Annotated in this window: 16 protein-coding genes; 10 read left to right on the forward strand and 6 right to left on the reverse strand. The window is 72.4% G+C overall.

Annotated features, from left to right (window positions below):
- Positions 1 to 31 precede the first annotated feature (31 nt).
- On the forward strand, positions 32 to 1,693 hold the full coding sequence (locus tag E2C06_RS05705) for a peptide ABC transporter substrate-binding protein (RefSeq protein WP_133287613.1): 1,662 nt from the start codon (positions 32 to 34) through the stop codon (positions 1,691 to 1,693).
- A gap of 141 nt (positions 1,694 to 1,834) precedes the next feature.
- Here E2C06_RS05705 and E2C06_RS05710 read toward each other — a convergent pair whose 3' ends face one another.
- A complete protein-coding gene (locus E2C06_RS05710) occupies positions 1,835 to 3,997 on the reverse strand; it encodes a TonB-dependent receptor (RefSeq protein WP_206664445.1) in 2,163 nt (720 codons plus the stop codon).
- 242 nt (positions 3,998 to 4,239) lie between these two features.
- Here E2C06_RS05710 and E2C06_RS05715 point away from each other — a divergent pair, with 242 nt between their 5' ends.
- The 5 genes from E2C06_RS05715 (at position 4,240) to E2C06_RS05735 (ending at position 7,839) form a co-directional block, all read left to right on the forward strand.
- A complete protein-coding gene (locus tag E2C06_RS05715) occupies positions 4,240 to 5,382 on the forward strand; it encodes a PepSY-associated TM helix domain-containing protein (protein WP_133287615.1) in 1,143 nt (380 codons plus the stop codon).
- Positions 5,379 to 6,044, forward strand: a complete 666-nt coding sequence (locus tag E2C06_RS05720) for a MotA/TolQ/ExbB proton channel family protein (RefSeq protein WP_133287616.1) — start codon at positions 5,379 to 5,381, stop codon at positions 6,042 to 6,044. Before E2C06_RS05715 ends, E2C06_RS05720 begins: the two co-directional genes overlap by 4 nt.
- A gap of 5 nt (positions 6,045 to 6,049) precedes the next feature.
- Positions 6,050 to 6,478, forward strand: a complete 429-nt coding sequence (locus E2C06_RS05725; RefSeq protein ID WP_133287617.1) for a biopolymer transporter ExbD — start codon at positions 6,050 to 6,052, stop codon at positions 6,476 to 6,478.
- A gap of 3 nt (positions 6,479 to 6,481) precedes the next feature.
- Positions 6,482 to 7,318, forward strand: coding sequence for a TonB family protein (locus E2C06_RS05730; RefSeq protein ID WP_133287618.1), 837 nt, complete (start codon positions 6,482 to 6,484; stop codon positions 7,316 to 7,318).
- Positions 7,319 to 7,446: 128 nt separating this feature from the next.
- The gene (locus E2C06_RS05735; RefSeq protein ID WP_133287619.1) at positions 7,447 to 7,839 is read left to right on the forward strand and encodes a hypothetical protein; all 393 of its coding nucleotides are present in this window, start codon (positions 7,447 to 7,449) and stop codon (positions 7,837 to 7,839) included.
- 19 nt (positions 7,840 to 7,858) lie between these two features.
- Here the strand turns inward: E2C06_RS05735 and E2C06_RS05740 are convergent, their stop codons facing one another.
- Positions 7,859 to 9,415 carry a PhoX family protein gene (locus E2C06_RS05740; protein ID WP_165982236.1) on the reverse strand — a complete coding sequence of 519 codons (1,557 nt, stop codon included), beginning with the start codon at positions 9,413 to 9,415 and terminating at the stop codon, positions 7,859 to 7,861.
- A 199-nt stretch (positions 9,416 to 9,614) separates the two neighbouring features.
- Here E2C06_RS05740 and E2C06_RS05745 point away from each other — a divergent pair, with 199 nt between their 5' ends.
- Positions 9,615 to 11,009 carry an aspartate aminotransferase family protein gene (locus tag E2C06_RS05745; RefSeq protein ID WP_133287621.1) on the forward strand — a complete coding sequence of 465 codons (1,395 nt, stop codon included), beginning with the start codon at positions 9,615 to 9,617 and terminating at the stop codon, positions 11,007 to 11,009.
- Positions 11,010 to 11,203: 194 nt separating this feature from the next.
- Complete coding sequence (locus tag E2C06_RS05750; RefSeq protein ID WP_133287622.1) at positions 11,204 to 12,427, forward strand: O-antigen ligase family protein; 1,224 nt, start codon at positions 11,204 to 11,206, stop codon at positions 12,425 to 12,427.
- 108 nt (positions 12,428 to 12,535) lie between these two features.
- Here the strand turns inward: E2C06_RS05750 and E2C06_RS05755 are convergent, their stop codons facing one another.
- Both E2C06_RS05755 and E2C06_RS05760 read right to left on the reverse strand, forming a co-directional pair.
- A complete protein-coding gene (locus tag E2C06_RS05755; RefSeq protein ID WP_133287623.1) occupies positions 12,536 to 13,408 on the reverse strand; it encodes a c-type cytochrome in 873 nt (290 codons plus the stop codon).
- Between the two features lie 141 nt (positions 13,409 to 13,549).
- A complete protein-coding gene (locus tag E2C06_RS05760) occupies positions 13,550 to 14,569 on the reverse strand; it encodes a polyprenyl synthetase family protein (protein WP_133287624.1) in 1,020 nt (339 codons plus the stop codon).
- A 107-nt stretch (positions 14,570 to 14,676) separates the two neighbouring features.
- Here E2C06_RS05760 and E2C06_RS05765 point away from each other — a divergent pair, with 107 nt between their 5' ends.
- Both E2C06_RS05765 and E2C06_RS05770 read left to right on the forward strand, forming a co-directional pair.
- Positions 14,677 to 14,889, forward strand: coding sequence for a putative signal transducing protein (locus tag E2C06_RS05765; RefSeq protein WP_133287625.1), 213 nt, complete (start codon positions 14,677 to 14,679; stop codon positions 14,887 to 14,889).
- Positions 14,886 to 15,623 carry a methyltransferase gene (locus tag E2C06_RS05770; protein WP_133287626.1) on the forward strand — a complete coding sequence of 246 codons (738 nt, stop codon included), beginning with the start codon at positions 14,886 to 14,888 and terminating at the stop codon, positions 15,621 to 15,623. The genes E2C06_RS05765 and E2C06_RS05770 overlap by 4 nt, the downstream gene beginning before the upstream one ends.
- A gap of 7 nt (positions 15,624 to 15,630) precedes the next feature.
- On the opposite strand, the gene E2C06_RS05775 is transcribed toward E2C06_RS05770, so the two are convergent.
- Positions 15,631 to 15,912, reverse strand: a complete 282-nt coding sequence (locus E2C06_RS05775) for a hypothetical protein (protein WP_133287648.1) — start codon at positions 15,910 to 15,912, stop codon at positions 15,631 to 15,633.
- 210 nt (positions 15,913 to 16,122) lie between these two features.
- A complete protein-coding gene (locus tag E2C06_RS05780) occupies positions 16,123 to 16,803 on the reverse strand; it encodes an SCO family protein (RefSeq protein ID WP_133287627.1) in 681 nt (226 codons plus the stop codon).
- Positions 16,804 to 17,051 lie beyond the last annotated feature (248 nt).

Consider the following 17,051-nt stretch of genomic DNA (forward strand, 5'->3'; position numbering starts at 1 on the left):
ACCATGTCCCTAGCCCGCCTGGAGCCCGTGCATGGCCGCCCGTTGCCTCCCCGCCCTCGTCGCCGCGCTGATCCTTGCCGCGCCCGCCCTCGCCCAGCCGCAGCGCGAGACGCTGACCATCGGCATCACCCAGTTCCCCAGCACCTTCCACCCCAATATCGACGCCATGGCGGCGAAGTCCTACGTGCTCGGCTTCGCCCGCCGGCCCGTCACCGCCTATGGCGTCGACTGGCAGCTGACCTGCCTGCTCTGCGAGACGCTGCCGACGCTGGAGAACGGCCTCGCGGCGCGGGAGACGACGCCGGAGGGCAAGCCCGGCCTCCGCGCCACCTACAGGCTGCGCGCCGATGCGCGCTGGGGCGACGGCATGCCGGTTTCGGCCGAGGATCTCCGCTTCGCCTGGGAGGCCGGGCGGAACGGCGAGACCGGGTTTGGCGGGGCGGAGTTCTACCGCTCGGCCTATGAACTCGTCGTCGAGGATGCGCGCACGGTCACGTTGCGCTTCGACAAGGTGACCTTCGATTTCGCCTCGCTCGGCGACTTCCAGCCGCTGCCGGCGCATGTCGAGCGGCCGCGCTGGGCGCAGGAGCCGCGGACCTACCGCCAGCGCACCGCCTATGACACCGAGACGGCGAACCCCGCGCTCTGGCACGGCCCCTACCGGGTCACCGCGGTGCAGCCCGGCGCCGGGGTGACGCTGGAGCGCAACCCGGCTTGGCAGGGCGCCGCCCCCGCCTTCCGCCGCATCCAGGTCCGCACCATCGAGAACACCGCGGCGCTCGAGGCGCAGCTGCTGGCCGGCCAAGTCGACATGGTCGCCGGCGAGCTCGGCCTGCCGGTCGAGCAGGCGGCGGCGTTGGAGCGCCGCGCCGCCGGGCGATTCGAGGTCGCTTACAAGCCGGGCCTGATCTACGAGCATCTCGATCTCCGGCTCGACAACCCCGTGCTGGCCGATCTGCGGGTGCGGCAGGCGCTGCTTCTCGCCATCGACCGGGCGCAGATCGTGGCCCGGCTGTTCGAGGGACGGCAGACCGTCGCGCATGGCAGCGTCAACCCGCTCGACCCGATGCACGACGACGCCGCGCCGCAATGGCCCTTCGATCCGGCTCGCGCCGCCGCGTTGCTGGAGGCTGCCGGCTGGACGCGCGGCCCCGACGGCATCCGTCGCAACGCCGCTGGCGGGCGGCTGCAGGTCGAGCTGATGACCACCGCCGGCAACCGGGCGCGGGAGGCGGTCCAGCAGGTCCTCCAAGGCATGTGGCGCCAGGCCGGGATCGAGGCGCGGATCAGGAACGAGCCACCGCGGGTCTTCTTCGCCGAGACCCTGTCGAAGCGGAAGTTCCAGGGCGCCGCGCTGTTCGCCTGGATCAGTGCGCCGGAGAGCGTGCCGCGCAGCAACCTGCATTCCGAGGAGATCCCGAGCGAGGCGCGCAACTGGTCCGGCCAGAACTATCCGGGCTACCGCAACCCGGAGATGGACGCGCTGCTGGAGGCGATCCCGCAGGAGCTGGACCGCGAGAAGCGCCGCGTGTTGTGGTCCCGGCTGCAGGCGATCTATGCGGCGGACCTGCCGGCCCTGCCGCTGTGGTTCCGGGCGGACGCGCATGTCTGGCCGCAATGGCTGGAGAATGTCCGGCCGACCGGGCACCTGAACCCGACCTCGCTCTGGGTGGAGGAGTGGCGGGTGAAGTAAGGAAGGCCGGGGAGAAGGTATTCTCCCCGGACCCTTCATCTATTGCTGGGAGTCGGCACTCGCTGCGCGGCGGATGCCAAGCCCACAAAAAGGAAGGGTGGGGTCCGGGGAGGAAACACCCTTCTCTCCCCGACCCTCCTGTCAGAACCGCGTCGTCAGCGCGAAGCGCGCGGCGAACGGCGCGCCCGGCGTGATGTTGTTGTTGCTGTTGGCCACGGGGTAGTACTTCACGCCGAACAGGTTCTCGAAGTTGGCCTGCAGCGCCACGCGCTCCGTCAGGCTCCAGAACAGCGCCGCGTCGAATCGGGTAAAGGCCGGGATCCGCACCGCATTGTCGGTCGCGGCGTAGTAGCCGGACTGGTGCACCACGCCGAGCCCGGCGCCGAGCTGCGGCAGGAAGTCATAACGGTTCCAGAGCGAGACGGTGTTGTGGGAGACGAAGGGCACGTTGTTGCCCTTTCGGATGGTCGCCGACTGGTCACTGGTGATCTCAGAGTTCTGGATCGCCCAGCCGCCCAGCACGCTCCACTTGTCGGTGACACGGCCGCGCCCGCCGAGCTCGAAACCCTGGGTGCGGGTGCCGTCCACCAGGATGGACCGGGTGATGTCGTTCGGATCGGTCACCGCGACATTGGTACGGTCGAGGTTGTAGAGCGCGGCGGTGACGGCGAAGTCGGGCCGCACGTCCCACTTGGCGCCGATCTCGTAGTTGGTGAACTGCTCCGGCTTCAGCGACTGGTTCGCCAGGGTCAGGGAGGCAAGCTGCTCACCGGCCCGCGGCAGGTAGGTGTTGCTGAAGCTGGCGTAGAAGGAGACCGGCTCGAAGGCCTGCCAGACCAGGCCGATGCGCGGCGAGACCTTGTTGTCGGTCACGTCGAAGCCCTGTCCGGTGCGGTTGTTGGTGAAATCTGTGTTGAAGTGGTCGAAGCGCAGCCCGCCGATCAGCTGCACCGTCGGCAGCAGCTGCATCTGGTCCTGCAGGTAGACGGCCGCCGTGGTGGCGACGCCGCTGTTGTTGGCGTCGGTCGCGCTCTGGCGGAAGGTCACCGGCACGTTGATCCGCGTCGCGCCGAGCGAGGTCGTGTAGCTCGTGGCATTCGCCCCGACCGAGGTGAAGTAGCCGGTATTGCGGAAATTCTCGGTCTCCTGGCGCGCCAACTCGACGCCCGCCAGCAGCTTGTGCCGGAAGGGACCGGTCGTCACGTCGAAGACGAAGTCGGTCTGGTTGATCAGGTTCGTCCGGTGGGTCGCGTTGTTGTAGGCGTTGATCGCCACCGTGCTGCCATTTGCGGAGACCGCGCCGGGAAAGACGTTCTGGTAGAACTTATCGTAGTCGGCGAAGCGGAAGTTGTTTCGCAGCAGAACGCCGTTGTCGAAGCGGTGCTCGACCCCGAGGTTCAGCGCGTTGACCTGCGCATTCACCGGGCTGCGGCCCGGATCGCCGAAGAAGGTGCCGCGCCCGGTCTCGAGCGGCCGGCCGTTGAAGGACGGGATGCCGCGATCCGCCACGCGCTCGTCGCGGAAGTACTCGTAGGAGGCGCGGATGACGGTCTGGTCGCCGATGCGGTAGGCGAAGGTGGGGTTGATGCCGTAGCGCTTGAGGTTGACGCCGTCGCGGTAGCTGTCGCTCTCCTCGTACATGCCCAGCACGCGGAAGGCGGCATTCTCGTTGATCGCCTGGCCGAGGTCGAAGCTGCCGCGCCACTGGCCGAATGACCCCGCCTGCAGCCGCACCTCCCGCCGCTGCTCCCAATCGGCCTGCTTGGTCACGCGGTTGATGACGCCGCCGGTGCCGCCGCGGCCGAAGATCATCGCATTCGGGCCGAGCAGCACCTCCACCCGGTCGATGTTGTAGAGGTCGCGGTAGTACTGCACGTCGTCGCGCAAGCCGTCGACGTAGAGATCGGACGTGGTGGACTGGCCGCGCAGCACCGGGGTGTCGCGGTTGCCCTCCCCCTGCGCATAGCCGGCGCCCGGGACGTAGCGTAGGACGTCACCGAGATTCTGCGCCGAGATGTCGCGGATCGCCTGCTGGGTGATGACCGTCACGCTCTGCGGCACGTCGCGCAGCGGCGTGTCGGTCTTGGTAGCCGAGGTTGTGCGCTGCGTGGCGTAGCCTGAAGTCACGGCCGACGCGGCGTTCACGCCGATCTCCGGCAGCGCGATGGCACCGGCATCGGCCGGCGGAGTCTGGGCCAGGGCAGCGCCCGGAAGCGCCAGGGCGAGCGCCAGCAGTGGCGGCATGGCGGTCCGGCGCTGCCCGGCGCTGGCGCCCTGGTTCGATCCTGGCTGGTGTCCTGGCATGCTGGTCATCCCGCTACGCTGCTGGTAATGCGAATCATTCGCATTTGCAGGATGTAGAGCCCAGCCGGTCGAAACTGGCAAGGGCCTACCGGCGCGTAAGGTTGCCTTCACCCCCGCGTCATACCGCTTGGCCACTACACGAAACCGTATTTGCGAGTGACTCTCATTCGCGCTATGCCGGCTTCCATGCCAAGCCGCTTCCTCCCCCGGCCCCGCCGCGGCCGAACCGCCGCCTTCTCGCGATGACGCTCCGCCGCACGCTCCTGCTCGGGCACCGCTGGATTGGGCTGGTCCTTGGCCTGATCCTAGCGCTGCTCGGCGCGACCGGCAGCATCCTGTCCTGGCAGCGGGAGATCGACGCGGCGCTGCACCCCGCGCTGTTCCGCCCGGGCGGCCCGCCCGACCCGGTGTTGTCCTTCGCCGCGATCCAGCGCTTGGCCGAAGCCGGGGGCCGCCAGGTCGGCACCATCCGACCGCCGGACGCGGTCTGGCCGGTTTGGGTCGTCGCCCCGCCGCGCGGCGCGCGTGGAGCCATGACCGCCTATCTGGACCCTGCCACCGGCGCGCTGCTCGGCGAACGCGATGCCCGTGCCGGCTTCATCGGCGTGACGCGGGAACTGCACGACACGCTGCTGCTGCGCGACCATGGCGGGCGGGAGGTGGTGGGCTGGCTCGGCGTGCTCACCCTTGGCTTTTGCGTCAGCGGCATCTGGCTGTGGTGGCCGCGTGGCGGCGGTCTGGGCCGGGCGCTGGTCACCCTGCGCCGGCGCCCGGCGCTGCTGCTCAATCTCGACCTGCACCGGATCACCGGGATCTGGTTGGCGGTGGTGCTGGCGGTGGTTGCCGGCTCCGGCGTCGCCATCGTCTTCCCCGGCTGGTTCCGCCCCTTGCTCGGCGTCGCCCCGCCGCCGCCGCGGGAGGCGCCCGCGCGGGACGCCAGCCCATCGCGGCAGGCGGCCCCGCGCAACGCCTCCATGCCGGATGCGGATGCCATCGTCGCGGCGGCGCTGCGGCACCTGCCGGGCCAGGTCGTGACCGGCCTGATGCCGCCCGCCCGCCCGCGCCAGCCCTGGATCGTCACCCTGCGCCCGGGTAACTCGGATGCCGAGCTCCGCGTCCGCACCAGCCTGACGCTCGATGCCGCCACCGGCGCGGTGCTGGAGGAGCGCGGCCCGCGTACCCGCGGCACCGCCGAGGACGCGTTGGCGCTGCAGCGCTGGCTGCATGGCGGCGCCGCGCTCGGCCTGCCCGGCCGCGCCATGGTCTTCCTGTCCGGGCTCGCCATGCCGCTGCTCTTCGGCACCGGCCTCGCCGCCTGGCTGCTCCGCCGCCGCAACCGCCAGCGCGCCCGCCAGCCCGCCCCCTTCCCCGGGAAAACCGCATGACCCCCATCGCCCCCGATCTCTCGCCCATCACGCTGGTGCTGCAGGCCGACCCGGTCGTGCAGGGCGTGATGGCGCTGCTGCTGCTCGCCTCGCTCGCCTGCTGGGCCATCATCATCGAGAAGGCCGTGACGCTGCGCGGCCTGGCGCGGCAGGCGCGGCTGCTGGCGGAGGAGCGGCCGGATGCCGCGCCGCCCGCGGGCGAGGGCCTTGCTGCGGCGACGCTGCGTGCGGGCCAGGCCGAATGGCGCGAGGGGCGCGATCCCGCCGAGACCGCCGGCGAGTTCCGCGGCCGGCTGGAACACGCCATGCGCGCCGCCATCGCCGCGACCCTCCGCCAGGCGGAGCCCGGCCTGCCGCTGCTGGCGACCATAGGCTCGGTCAGCCCCTTCGTCGGGTTGTTCGGCACGGTCTGGGGCATCATGCACAGCTTCGCCGGGATCGCCGCGCGGCAGGACACCAGCCTGGCGACCGTGGCGCCGGGCATCGCCGAGGCGCTGTTCGCCACCGCCATCGGCTTGGTCGCCGCCATCCCGGCGACCATCGCCTACAACCGCTGCACCACCAGGCTGCACCGGATCCGGCAGGAGGCATTGGCCGCCGCCGGCGCGCTGGCGCTGCGGCTGTCGCGCCGCCCGGCCCGCCTCGCCGCGGCGGCGGAGTAGCGGGCATGGCGATGCACCTCTCCGGCGGCGAGGATGGCGACGAAGCCCGTCCCGTCGCCGAGATCAACGTCACGCCGCTGGTCGACGTGATGCTGGTGCTGCTGGTGATCTTCATGGTGACCGCGCCGATGCTGACCGCCGGCATCCAGGTCGACCTGCCGCGCGCCGCCGCCGCCCGCCTGACGCCGCCCGAGCCGCCGCTCGAGCTCGGCCTGACGCGGGAAGGCGGGCTCTTCCTCGGCAAGGAGCCGGTCGAGGAGCCGGCGCTGGAGCCGCGGCTGGTCGAGTTGCATGCCGCCTCGCCCGACCGCGCCCTGCACCTGCGCGCCGATCGCGGCATCGAATACGGCGAGGTGCTGCGGGTCATGGCCATGGTGCAGCGGGCGGGCATCCAGCGCGTCGCGCTGGTCTCGCAACCCGCGGCGGTGCCCTGAGCCATGCCGCAGGCGATCCCCCATCCGATGCTGCTGGCCGGTGCGCCGGCCGCGCCGAACCACGCCCCGGGCCGGACCCTGGCCTGGGCCGGCTCGGCCGGGCTGCACCTGGCGGCCGGCCTGGTCCTGCTGTTCGGCATGCCGGCGTCGTCGCCCGCGCCCATGCCGGTGATGCTGCTGGAGATGCCGGCGCCAGAGCCGGTCGCCGCCGTGCCGGAGCCCGCGCCCGTCGAGCCGGCGATGGCGGAGTCCGCGCCGGCGCCCGCCGAGCCGCCACCGCCTGAGCCGCCGGTCACCGAGGCGCCGCCCGAACCTCAGCCGCCGGTCGCCGAGGCGATGCCGGAGCCAGTGCCGGTGCCGGTGCCGGAACCCTCTCCGGCATTGGCCGAAACCGCGCTGGCCGAATTGCCGATGCCGCCGCCCCTGCCCCGTCCCCCGGCGCCACCGCATCGCCCGCCCCCGCCACGACAGGTCGCCGCATCCTCGCAGCCCGCCGCGCCCACCGCCGCCCCGCCGGCCGCGGCTCCGGTCGCCCCGGCCCCCGCCGCGGCGCCGCCGGCCAGCTACGTCGCCCGTCTCTTCGCCGCGCTCGAGCGGCACAAGACCTACCCGCAGGAAGCCCGCTACCGCCGCGCGCAGGGGGTCGCGATGCTGCATTTCCGCATGCGGCGCGACGGCACGGTCATCGGCTACCGCCTTGACCGCAGCGCCGGCGATGCCGCGCTCGACGCCGCGGTGCTGGCGATGATCGAGCGCGCCTCGCCGCTGCCCGCCGCCCCGGCGGAACTCACCGGCGAGTCGATCGAGCTCACCGTGCCGGTCCGCTTCGCCCTGCGCTGAGGCCGGCGCCCGTCGCACACGCGCGTGATGCGGGCCGGGCCCGGAACGGGGCTAGCATCGCGCCGGCCCCACCGCCCGGCCGCGCTCGCCGGCCTTCCGCCCATCCGCGGTGGGGCAAGGAGTGATCGATGCCGACAGCCGCCGCGCAGCATCCCTATCTCGACCTTTTCTCCTTCGCGCTGGTGCCCCGCATGAAGACCGGGCCGGACCACGCGAAGGATCCGCCGCCGCCGCATCTGCTGCCGCTGGCCAGTGCCTCGCCGGAGGCGAAGCAGGTGCTGGAGCTGCTGCTCGGCGCCGATCACGACATCCGCGACGACCACGACCAGGCCGCCGGCATCAACCTGGCGCTGGCCGAGACGCGGATCCGCCTGGCGGTCAGCCATGGCGACAAGTCGCCGGCGCTGCAGACCGCGCTGACCCGCATCGCCCAGGCGCGGGAGGAGATGGCGAAGCACGACACCCGCCGCGCCTGCGCCGCGCTGGCGGATGCGGTCCGCGCGGTGATGGCGCCGCACTGAACCGGTGGGGGGCGGCGGATCAGCCGCCGCCTGGCCCGCCGACCGCGCCGCCGCCGTTTCGCACCAGCCCGATCAGCGTGGAGCGGGGCGGGACCCCGGCCTGGAATTCCGGCCATCGGGTCGCCGGCCGGTCGAAATTGCCTCCCGGTTCCGCGCCGGGATGGCGGACGGCGGTGAACAGCACCTCCCCGTCCGGGGTCAGCGCCGCGCCGCCGATCGAGGCGGCGCGGGGCGCCCCATAGATCGGCAACGGCACCCCGCGGCCCGGCCCGTCCAGGTCGCAGGCATACAACCCCTCCGCCTGCGGCCCGACCCGGCCGCCGCGATCGGTGCCGATCCAGGCGCGGCCGCGCGTATCCACCGTGACCGTGTCCGGGTTCTCCGGCCAGGCGCTGCCCCGCGGCAGGCCGGCGCGGCCGTAGCGGGCTTCGGCGCTGCGCGGATCGCCGGCAGCAAACAGCAGCACGGCCCCGGCAGTCGCGGCGCCGTCGTCGCCCTCCGCCGCGGTCAGCTCGATCACGTGTCCGGCCGGGCGGGCGGGGCTGCCGTGGCAGGCGAGCAGCAGCCGCGGCCTGGTCGGGTCGAGCCCGAGGCCGGAGGGTGTGTCGAGCGGGCTGCCGCCAGCCTTCGCCGCCGTGGCGACCGGGTCCGGCACGCCAGCCGGCAAGGGCAGCCAGGTGAAGCGGTCGCCGTCCAGCCGGGCGACCGAGAGGCTGCCGGAATCCAGCACGTCTTCTCCGGTCGCCGGCCCGGCCGAGAGGAAGCGGAACAGGAAGCCGCCGACCCGGCGATCCGTCAGGTAGACCACGGCGCGGCCGTCGCGGGACAGCGTCGCCGCCACGTCGCCATGGGCGAAACGGCCGAGGGCGGTGCGCTTCACCGGCACCGATTGTGGGTCGAAGGGGTCGAGCTCGACCACCCAGCCGAAGCCGGCGGCATTGGCGAAGCGCGGGTCGAGATTGCCCAGGCGGGCCAGCCAGGGGCCCGGGTCGCCCTCCGCCAGCAGCAGCGTGCCCCAGGGCGTGACGCAGCCGCCGGCGAGCCCCAGCACCCCGCGGATGCTGCCGCCGCCCCCCGTCGGGCCGCTGACGCGGCAGAGCGTGCCGCCGCCGAGCCGGCGGCTCTGGAAGCCGCCATCCACCACCACCCAGCCGCGGCCGCGCTTCTCGAGGTTTAGCAGGGAGGCGCCCTGCATCGCCGCCGCCGCGGCCGGCTGGTCCCGCCCGCCGGGGAAGGCGAAGGCCGGGTCCACCGTCGGGTGCAGCATCGCCAGCACCGCGCGGGGGATGCCGTCGGCGGCCTGCTGGGTCGGCACCGCGATGGCGGCGACCCTGGCATCCCAGCCGAATTGGGCGGCGGACCCTTCCGGGTCCGGGCGGCGCGGGTTCCAGGCGGGGGCATCGAAGGTGACGCGGTCGCCCCAGCGGACCAGCACGTCGCGCCGGTAGCCGCGCGCCACCGTGTCGTCCTGCTTCACCGGCAGGGCGAGGGCCTCGAGGTCGTTGCGGCGGACCTGCGCCCGGGCCGGGAGGGAGAGCAGGGCCGGTGCCGCCAGCAGGGCGCGGCGCCCGATCACGCGCGGCACTCCCGCGGCTGCCGGTACCCGGCCACTGTCCGTTGCATCCACGCATCCCTTTTCCGGCGCGGCGGACCTTGCCACCCGGCCGGCGCCGGCGTCCATCGGCCAGGGGTCAACAAGGGCGTGCGGCAAGCGGCCTTGGGTTGCGATGCATTCCGGGCCTAGACTGCGCCATCCCGCAGAGAAGGTCCCGCCGATGACCCCGCCCCGCAATTCCACCGCCGCCCGTGACGTCGCCTATGCGCTGCACCCCTATACCGACCACAAGGCGCACTTGGTCAACGGGCCGATGGTGATCAACCGCGGCAAGGGCGTGCGGGTCTACGACGACCAGGGCCGCGACTACATCGAGAGCGTCGCCGGGCTCTGGTGCGCCAGCCTCGGCTTCGACAACGAGCGGCTGGTGCAGGCGGCGACCGACCAGATGCGCAAGCTCCCCTTCTACCATTCCTTCACCGGCAAGTCGCACGAGCCGATGGTGGACCTGGCGGAGATGCTGATCGAGCGTGCGCCGGTGCCGATGAGCAAGGTGTTCTTCGCCAATTCGGGATCCGAGGCGAACGACAGCGTCATCAAGATCCTCTGGTACATGCACAACGCCATCGGCAAGCCGGAGAAGAAGAAGATCATCTCCCGGCTGAAGGGCTACCACGGCATCACGCTTGCCGCGGCCTCGATGACCGGGCTGCCGGCCAACCACAAGCTCTTCGACCTGCCGCTGCCGGGCTTCATCCATGTCGGCACGCCGCATCACTACCACAACGCGCTGCCCGGCGAGTCGGAGGAAGACTTCGCGACGCGGCTGGCCGCCGAACTGGAGGAGGTGATCCTGCGGGAGGGGCCGGAGACGGTCGCCGCCTTCTACGCCGAGCCCTTCATGGGCGCCGGCGGCGTCATCATCCCGCCCGTCGGCTACTTCGAGAAGATCCAGGCGGTGCTGAAGAAATACGACGTGCTGATGTGCGTCGACGAGGTGATCGCCGGCTTCTTCCGCACCGGCAACTACTGGGGCAGCCAGACCTTCAACATCCAGCCCGACATCCTCGTCTGCGCCAAGGCGCTGTCGGCCGCGTACCTGCCGATCTCGGCGGTCATGGTGAACGAGCGGGTGTTCCAGGGCATCGCCGAGGGCAGCAGCACCGTCGGCACCTGGGGCCATGGCTTCACCTATTCCGGCCATCCGGTGCCGGCCGCGGTCGCCATCGAGACGCTGAAGATCTACGACGAGATGGACATGCTGTCCCATGTCCGGAAGGTCGGGCCGCATATGCAGGCGGCGCTGCAGCAGCGCTTCGCCGAGCACCCGATGGTCGGCGAGGTCCGCGGCGTCGGCCTGGTCGCGGCGGTCGAGCTGGTCGAGGACAAGGCAAAGGCGAAGAACTTCGACCCGGCGAAGAAGATCGGCGCGCGGCTGAGCAAGCTCGGCGAGAAGCACGGCGTCATCATGCGCGCCATGACCAATGACAGCATCGGCTTCTCCCCGCCGCTGATCATCTCCGAGGTCGAGATCGACGAGATGGTCGACCGGGTCGGCCGGGCGCTCGACGAGCTCTCGGTCGAGCTGCGCCGCGAGAGCATCGCGGCGGTCTGAACGGGGCGTGGCGGCGGTCCCGCGGGACCGCCGCCGGCCTGGCGGCAACCACCGCCTCACCCTGGCCGGGCCCGACCCGGCCATCCCGCCCCTCGTGAGGTGTCGCCGCACGGCCCCGGACCCTGTCCGGGCGTGCCGCGCCGGGGCGGCATAGCCTTCGCGGCATACCCTTCCCGGAATTCGACGCGGCCAGCATGACAATCCCCGCCTCCCTCGCCGCGCCGAGCCTGCCGCTCGCGGTCGCGCTGGCCATCGCGCCGGCCGCCGGCGTGCTGCAGTCGAAGGCGATCGCGCCGATCGCCACCATCGCCCTGCTGCTTTGCGTCGTCGCGCATCGCCGCCGCCACGGCGCCTGGCCCTGGCCGCAAGGCGGCGCGGCCTGGGCGGCGCTGGCGCTGTTCGGCTGGGCAGCGGTTACCGCGCTCTGGGCGCCGGAGCCGCTGCGGGCACTCGGCACCGCGGTGCAGATCGGCGGCTTCGTCGCGCTCGGCACCGGCGCCGCGTGGGCGATGGTGGCGGAGGACGCGGCGGCGCGGCACCGGCTGCTGCTGGCCGCAACCGGCGGGCTGGTGGCCGGCTTGGCGCTGGCGGCGGTCGATGCCATGACCGGCCATGCCGTCCGCGCCGCGGTGCGCGGGCTGCGGGAAGTCCCGGTCACCCTTGCCTTCGGCCTCAAGCCCGCCGCCTCGGCCATGGGGCTCTGGCTGCCGGTGGTCGCCGCAGCAGGCCTGCCGCGCTGGCTGCGCGGCGCGATCCTGACGGCGGGCGCGGCGGTGCTGGTGCTGCTGCCGGGGGAGGCGGCGAAGCTGGCCGTCGTGGCCGGCGGGCTCGCCGGCGGGGCGGCGCTGCTGGCGCCGCGCTGGACGCCGCGGCTGCTGGGCACCGGCCTCGCCCTGGCGATCCTGGCCATGCCGGCGGTGCTCGGCCCGGTGCTGGCGCGCGGCGTCCCGGCCGACGGCATCGCTCCCTCGGCGGCGCACCGGCTGCTGATCTGGGATTTCGTCACCGACCGGGTCGCCGAGCGGCCGCTCGCCGGCTGGGGCATGGAGGCGAGCCGGGAGGTTCCCGGGCATCTGGATCCGCCCAGCGCCGAGGCGCTCCGGCGCTTCCGGCTCACCGGCTCCGGGGCCGCGCTCTGGCTGCCGACGGCGAAGCTGCTGCCGCTGCACCCGCACAACGGCGCCCTGCAGCTCTGGCTCGAGCTCGGCCTGCCCGGGGCGCTGCTGGGCGCGGCCATGGCGTTGCTGCTGGGTCTGGCGGCGGCGCGCTCGCCGCACCCGGCGGTGGCGACGGCGGTGCTGGCCGCGGCCAGCGTCACCGCCATGCTGAGTTTCGGCGCCTGGCAGGAATGGTGGGTCGGGGCCGAGCTGATGGCGTTGGCCGCGGTGGCGGCGCTGCCAGGTCGCGCGCCGGGTTAGCAGCTGACGCGAGTCTGACCCCCGCCACGTGATGGGTGCCAGGTTTCGAAGAAGCGATGGAGGGGCTTGGGTGGAACATGCTTTTTCCTCCCCAAGCATGCCGTCCCTTCAGTGCTCGATCGCCGGCAGGCTGCGTAGGAAGCCGATCAGCGCCGTCATGTCCGCGGCCGAGATGTCGCGGTATTGCGCGAAGGCCATCGGCGGGTGCAGCCGGCGGCCGTCGCGGGAGACGCCGGTGCGGATCGCCCGCTCGATCTCCGCATCGCTCCAGGCGCCGAGGCCGCTGGTACGGCTGGACGTGAGGTTGGCGGCGACCGCGCTGCCCCATGGCCCCGCAAAGGCCTGCCCACCGGCGCCGAGCCTGGTCATATCTCGCCGGCCGCCTTCCAGCATCGGCGTGTGGCATTCCACGCAATGCGCGACCGGCCCGGCGAGATAGGCGCCGTAGGCCACGGTGTCAGCCATGGGCGGCGCCGCGACCTGCCCAACCGGCGGGCCATAGGCCGGCGGCAGCGGGATGCGATAGGTGGATTTCTCCGCCACGTTCGAGACCGGCGGGACGCTGCGCAGATAGGCGACCATCGCCGCCAAGTCGTCGTCGGCCAGGCCGCGATAAAGGCCGATCGGCATCGGCGGTCCGATCACAGAGCCATTCGGGCGGATGCCCTCGCGGATCGCCCGGGCGATCTGCGCATCGGTCCAGCCGCCGATTCCGGTAGCATGGTCCGGGGTGATGTTGGACGCAACGGCGCGGAAGGGCGGGATGTCCTCCACCACCCAATCGCCGGCCAGCGCCTTACCGGGCAGCGGTCCGTCAGGGCCCTTCGGGGTGTGGCAGTTGCCGCAGGCGGCGATGGTCTCAACCAGGTAGCGCCCGCGCTCAAGCGGCGTCTCGGCCCGGGCGGCGCCGAGCGTCGCGGCCAGGACGATGGCACAGGCCAAGCCGCCGCGGCCGACCCGCCTGCGGGCTCCGAATGTCATGGTGGCGCCCCCCCCGCGGCCGCATCAGGTCGCCAAGGGTAAAGCCGTATACCAGGCCATCGCAATGATACGTCGCCGGGTCCGCATCAAGCCGGCGAGCTTTGCGGGGTCACACCATCCGGAGATGCCGCGCGGAGGCGGTCAGCGCGCCCGGGCGATGCAGAACTCGACGATATCGGCCAGCGCCCGGCGCTCCGGCCCGTCCGGGAAGGCCTGCAGCGCTGCCAGGGCCTGGTCGCCGTAGTGCCGCGCCCGCTCGACCGTCTCGTGCAGCGCGCCGTACCGGGCGATCAGCCGCTGCGCCGCGGCCAGGTCGTCGGGTCCCTGGTCGCGCTCCTCCAGCACCCGGCGCCAGAAGCCGCGCTCGGCCTCGGTCCCGCGCTCGAAGGCCAGCAGCACCGGCAGGGTGATCTTGCCCTCGCGGAAGTCGTCGCCGACCGTCTTGCCCAGCTGTTCCTGCGCCGCCGAATAGTCGAGCGCGTCGTCCACCAGCTGGAAGGCGGTGCCGAGGGTGCGGCCATAGGTGTCGAGCGCCTCCTCCTCCGCCAGCGGGCGGTCGGCGACCACGGCGCCGATGCGGGTGGCGGCGGCGAAAAGGGCCGCGGTCTTTCCCTCGATCACCTGGAGGTACTGCGCCTCGGTCGTCGTCGTGTCGTTCTGGGTCACCAGCTGCAGCACCTCGCCCTCGGCGATGGTGGACGACGCGGCGGAGAGGATGCCGAGCACCTTCAGCGAGCCGTCCTCCACCATCAGCTCGAAGGCGCGGGCAAAAAGGAAGTCGCCGACCAGCACCGAGGGCTTGTTGCCGAACAGCGCGTTGGCGCTGGCTTGGCCGCGGCGCAGCGCGCTCTCGTCGACCACGTCGTCGTGCAGCAGGGTCGCAGTGTGGATGAACTCCACGCAGGCCGCGAGCAGCACGTGGCGGTTGCCGCGATAGCCGCAGAGCCGCGCTGCAGCGAGGGTGAGCAGGGGCCGCAGCCGCTTGCCGCCGGCCGCGACGATATGCGCCGCGAGCTGCGGGATCAGCGCCACCGGGCTCTGCATCTTGTCGACGATCAGGCGGTTGCAGGATTCGAGATCCGCACGCACCAGGGCCGTGAGCGCCGCCAGCGCATCCTCACCGCCGGACGCGGCCCTGTTGATCGGCGATGCTACCGACATCGCACCCACTTCCGCGTCCACGTCACTTGACCCAGTCCTAAGGGGCGGCACCATAACGACGCTCCCAGATGGCGGCAAGCGCAGGGAAAACAAGGATTTCGCAAGGAATGCGTGTCGTCGCCGAGAGCACGGACCCCGTGCGCGTGAGTTTCCTGCTGGCCTTGCTGCGCGATGCCGGCATCGAGTGCATCGTGTTGGACGCGCATATCAGCGCGCTCGAGGGCGGAATCGGCGCCTTCCCGCGCCGCCTGGTGGTGGCCGAGGACGACCTCGCGCAGGCCCGAAGGGTGCTGCGCGAGGCTGGCGAGGCGCCTGCATGAGCGAGTTCGCGGCTTTGACCGAGGACCGGCTGCTCGGCGGCCGGGTGCTGCTGCGGCAGCCGCTGCGCGGCCTTCGGGCCGGGCTGGATGCGGTGCTGTTGGCCGCCGCGGTACCGGCCCTGGCCGGCCAGCGGGTGCTGGAGGCCGGCTGCGGCAGCGGCGCCGGCTTCCTTTGCCTGGCCGCCCGGGTGCCGGGACTGGCGATCCTCGCTGTTGAGCGCGATGCCGGGCTGGCGGCGCTGGCGCGCAGCAATGCCGCGGCGAACGGACTGGCCGGGCGGGTGGAGGTGATCGAGGGCGATGTGCGGGACATGGCGCTGGCCCGCCGGCTGCCGGCCTGCGATCACGCCTTCGCCAACCCGCCCTTCTGGCCCGGCGGCACCGCGCCGTCCGAGGCGATCCGCCGGGCGGCGACCCATGAGGAGGCGAGCCTGGCGGACTGGGCGCGCTTCCTGGCGGCACCGCTGGTCCGGCGCGGCAGCCTCGGCCTGATCCTGCCTGCGGCGCGGCTGGATGCGGCCATGGCGGCGCTGACCGCAGCTGGCTGCGGCGGGACCAGGTTGATCCCCTTCTGGCCGCGCGCCGGGCAACAGGCCAAGCGGGTGCTGCTGCAGGCCAGGCGCGGCAGGCGCGGTCCGGCGCGGATCGACCCGGGGCTGGTGCTGCATGACGCGGCCGGCTTCACCGCGGCGGCGGAGGCGATCCTGCGGGACGGTGCGGCACTGCCAGGCTGACCCGGCGTCAGCCTTCCTGGGTATCGGGGTGGCGCAGGTACCAGAGCCGCTCATGCGCCGCCACCAGGCTTTCCATGTTGCGGCGACGGTTGGTGTCCGGCGAGACGGGGCGGCGCGTCAGCATCATCTCAAGGATGCGGAGCAGTTGCTCGGCAACTTCGTAGTCCGCCTGATCGCAGGCATGGTGAAAGGCGATCAGGATCTTGTCGGACAGGCGGCGGCTATGCCGCGGCGCCGTGCCGCGTGCGGCATCGCGGGCGCCTTCCAGGTCCGAGGCCTCGTCCACCATCATACTCGTCTCCAGACCCGGCCGGTCGGCGCCGGGCCCTTGGGTTATGGCATAAAAATCGAGCCAAACCCACAGGCGCGGAAGCCGGACTTGGCTCGAGCAGAGTGCGGGTGGGCGCGACCGCCCGGATGCACGGATCTGCGGCGAAAACGCAAGGCCATGGCAGGTCGGCGTTCATGCATGCAGGCGGTCCGCCGCAGCCGGCCTTGGCTAGTCGGGGCGGACTTTGATCTGGGCGGCCACCGCCGCGGCAATGTCCTCGGGCCGTAGGTCCGGCCGGTAGAGCGAGCGGACCCGGCCACCCGGGTCGACCAGGTAGATGAAACTGGAATGGTCCATCAGGTAGTCCGTCATGTCGGGCCGCTGCGCGCGTGCATAATAGACCCGGTAACGCCGCGCCACCTCGGCGATCTGCTCCGGTGTGCCGGTCAATCCCTGCAGGCGCGGGTGGAAGCGGCTGACATAGTCGGCCAGCGCCGCAGGCGTGTCCCGCTGCGGGTCGACGGTGATGAAGACCGGCGTCACCGCCTCGCCCGCCCTGCCCAGCGCGTCGAGCGCCGCGGCCATGGTGCCGAGCTCGGTCGGGCAGACGTCGGGGCAGAAGCTGTAGCCGAAATAGACCAACATCCAGCGGCCGGCATAGTCGCGCTCGGTCACCGGCTGGCCAGCCTGGTTGACCAGGCTGAAGGACCCGCCGAGCGCCAGCCCTTGCGGCAGCTGCACCCCGCCGGCCCCCGGCACCGGCATCTGGCCGCCGAAGATCAGGCCGAGCCGGGCGGCGAAGGCCTCGCCCAGCCCCTCGCCCGGCGCGCGCGTCACCCAGGCATAGGCCCAGACGCCGCCGAGCAGCGCAACCAGAAGGATGGCGAGGAGGCGGATGGTCCGGAGCATGGTCGGTCGTGTAGCGGCGACGAAAGGCCTGGGCCAGCGCGGGGAGCCGGCGCGCGTGTAACGGTTTGTGATTATGGGCCGGGAGCGGTCCGACCGGCGCAGGAAGCGGAGGACACCGTCCCCCGCTCTCTTGCCCGCTAGGAGCTCGTCCACGTAACGGCTGAAGAGGCTCGACAGGCGGATCGTGCGGTGATTCGCTCGGCGGCATGACGAAGAGCTTTCGGCCCTGGAAGGTGGACGAGGCCTGG

The sequence above is a fragment of the Dankookia rubra genome (assembly GCF_004355005.1).
In the GTDB taxonomy this organism is placed as follows: Bacteria; Pseudomonadota; Alphaproteobacteria; order Acetobacterales; family Acetobacteraceae; genus Paracraurococcus; species Paracraurococcus ruber_A.

What these genes read in the sequence shown, in the direction of transcription:
- E2C06_RS05720 (WP_133287616.1), top strand. Translation starts at nt 5,379, where the DNA reads ATGACCCCCATCGCCCCCGATCTCTCGCCCATCACGCTGGTGCTGCAG.
- E2C06_RS05715 (WP_133287615.1), top strand. Translation starts at nt 4,240, where the DNA reads ATGACGCTCCGCCGCACGCTCCTGCTCGGGCACCGCTGGATTGGGCTG.
- E2C06_RS05725 (WP_133287617.1), top strand. Translation starts at nt 6,050, where the DNA reads ATGGCGATGCACCTCTCCGGCGGCGAGGATGGCGACGAAGCCCGTCCC.
- E2C06_RS05710 (WP_206664445.1), bottom strand. Translation starts at nt 3,997, where the DNA reads ATGCCAGGACACCAGCCAGGATCGAACCAGGGCGCCAGCGCCGGGCAG.
- E2C06_RS05730 (WP_133287618.1), top strand. Translation starts at nt 6,482, where the DNA reads ATGCCGCAGGCGATCCCCCATCCGATGCTGCTGGCCGGTGCGCCGGCC.
- E2C06_RS05750 (WP_133287622.1), top strand. Translation starts at nt 11,204, where the DNA reads ATGACAATCCCCGCCTCCCTCGCCGCGCCGAGCCTGCCGCTCGCGGTC.
- E2C06_RS05765 (WP_133287625.1), top strand. Translation starts at nt 14,677, where the DNA reads ATGCGTGTCGTCGCCGAGAGCACGGACCCCGTGCGCGTGAGTTTCCTG.
- E2C06_RS05705 (WP_133287613.1), top strand. Translation starts at nt 32, where the DNA reads ATGGCCGCCCGTTGCCTCCCCGCCCTCGTCGCCGCGCTGATCCTTGCC.
- E2C06_RS05745 (WP_133287621.1), top strand. Translation starts at nt 9,615, where the DNA reads ATGACCCCGCCCCGCAATTCCACCGCCGCCCGTGACGTCGCCTATGCG.
- E2C06_RS05735 (WP_133287619.1), top strand. Translation starts at nt 7,447, where the DNA reads ATGCCGACAGCCGCCGCGCAGCATCCCTATCTCGACCTTTTCTCCTTC.
- E2C06_RS05780 (WP_133287627.1), bottom strand. Translation starts at nt 16,803, where the DNA reads ATGCTCCGGACCATCCGCCTCCTCGCCATCCTTCTGGTTGCGCTGCTC.
- E2C06_RS05770 (WP_133287626.1), top strand. Translation starts at nt 14,886, where the DNA reads ATGAGCGAGTTCGCGGCTTTGACCGAGGACCGGCTGCTCGGCGGCCGG.
- E2C06_RS05760 (WP_133287624.1), bottom strand. Translation starts at nt 14,569, where the DNA reads ATGTCGGTAGCATCGCCGATCAACAGGGCCGCGTCCGGCGGTGAGGAT.
- E2C06_RS05775 (WP_133287648.1), bottom strand. Translation starts at nt 15,912, where the DNA reads ATGGTGGACGAGGCCTCGGACCTGGAAGGCGCCCGCGATGCCGCACGC.
- E2C06_RS05755 (WP_133287623.1), bottom strand. Translation starts at nt 13,408, where the DNA reads ATGACATTCGGAGCCCGCAGGCGGGTCGGCCGCGGCGGCTTGGCCTGT.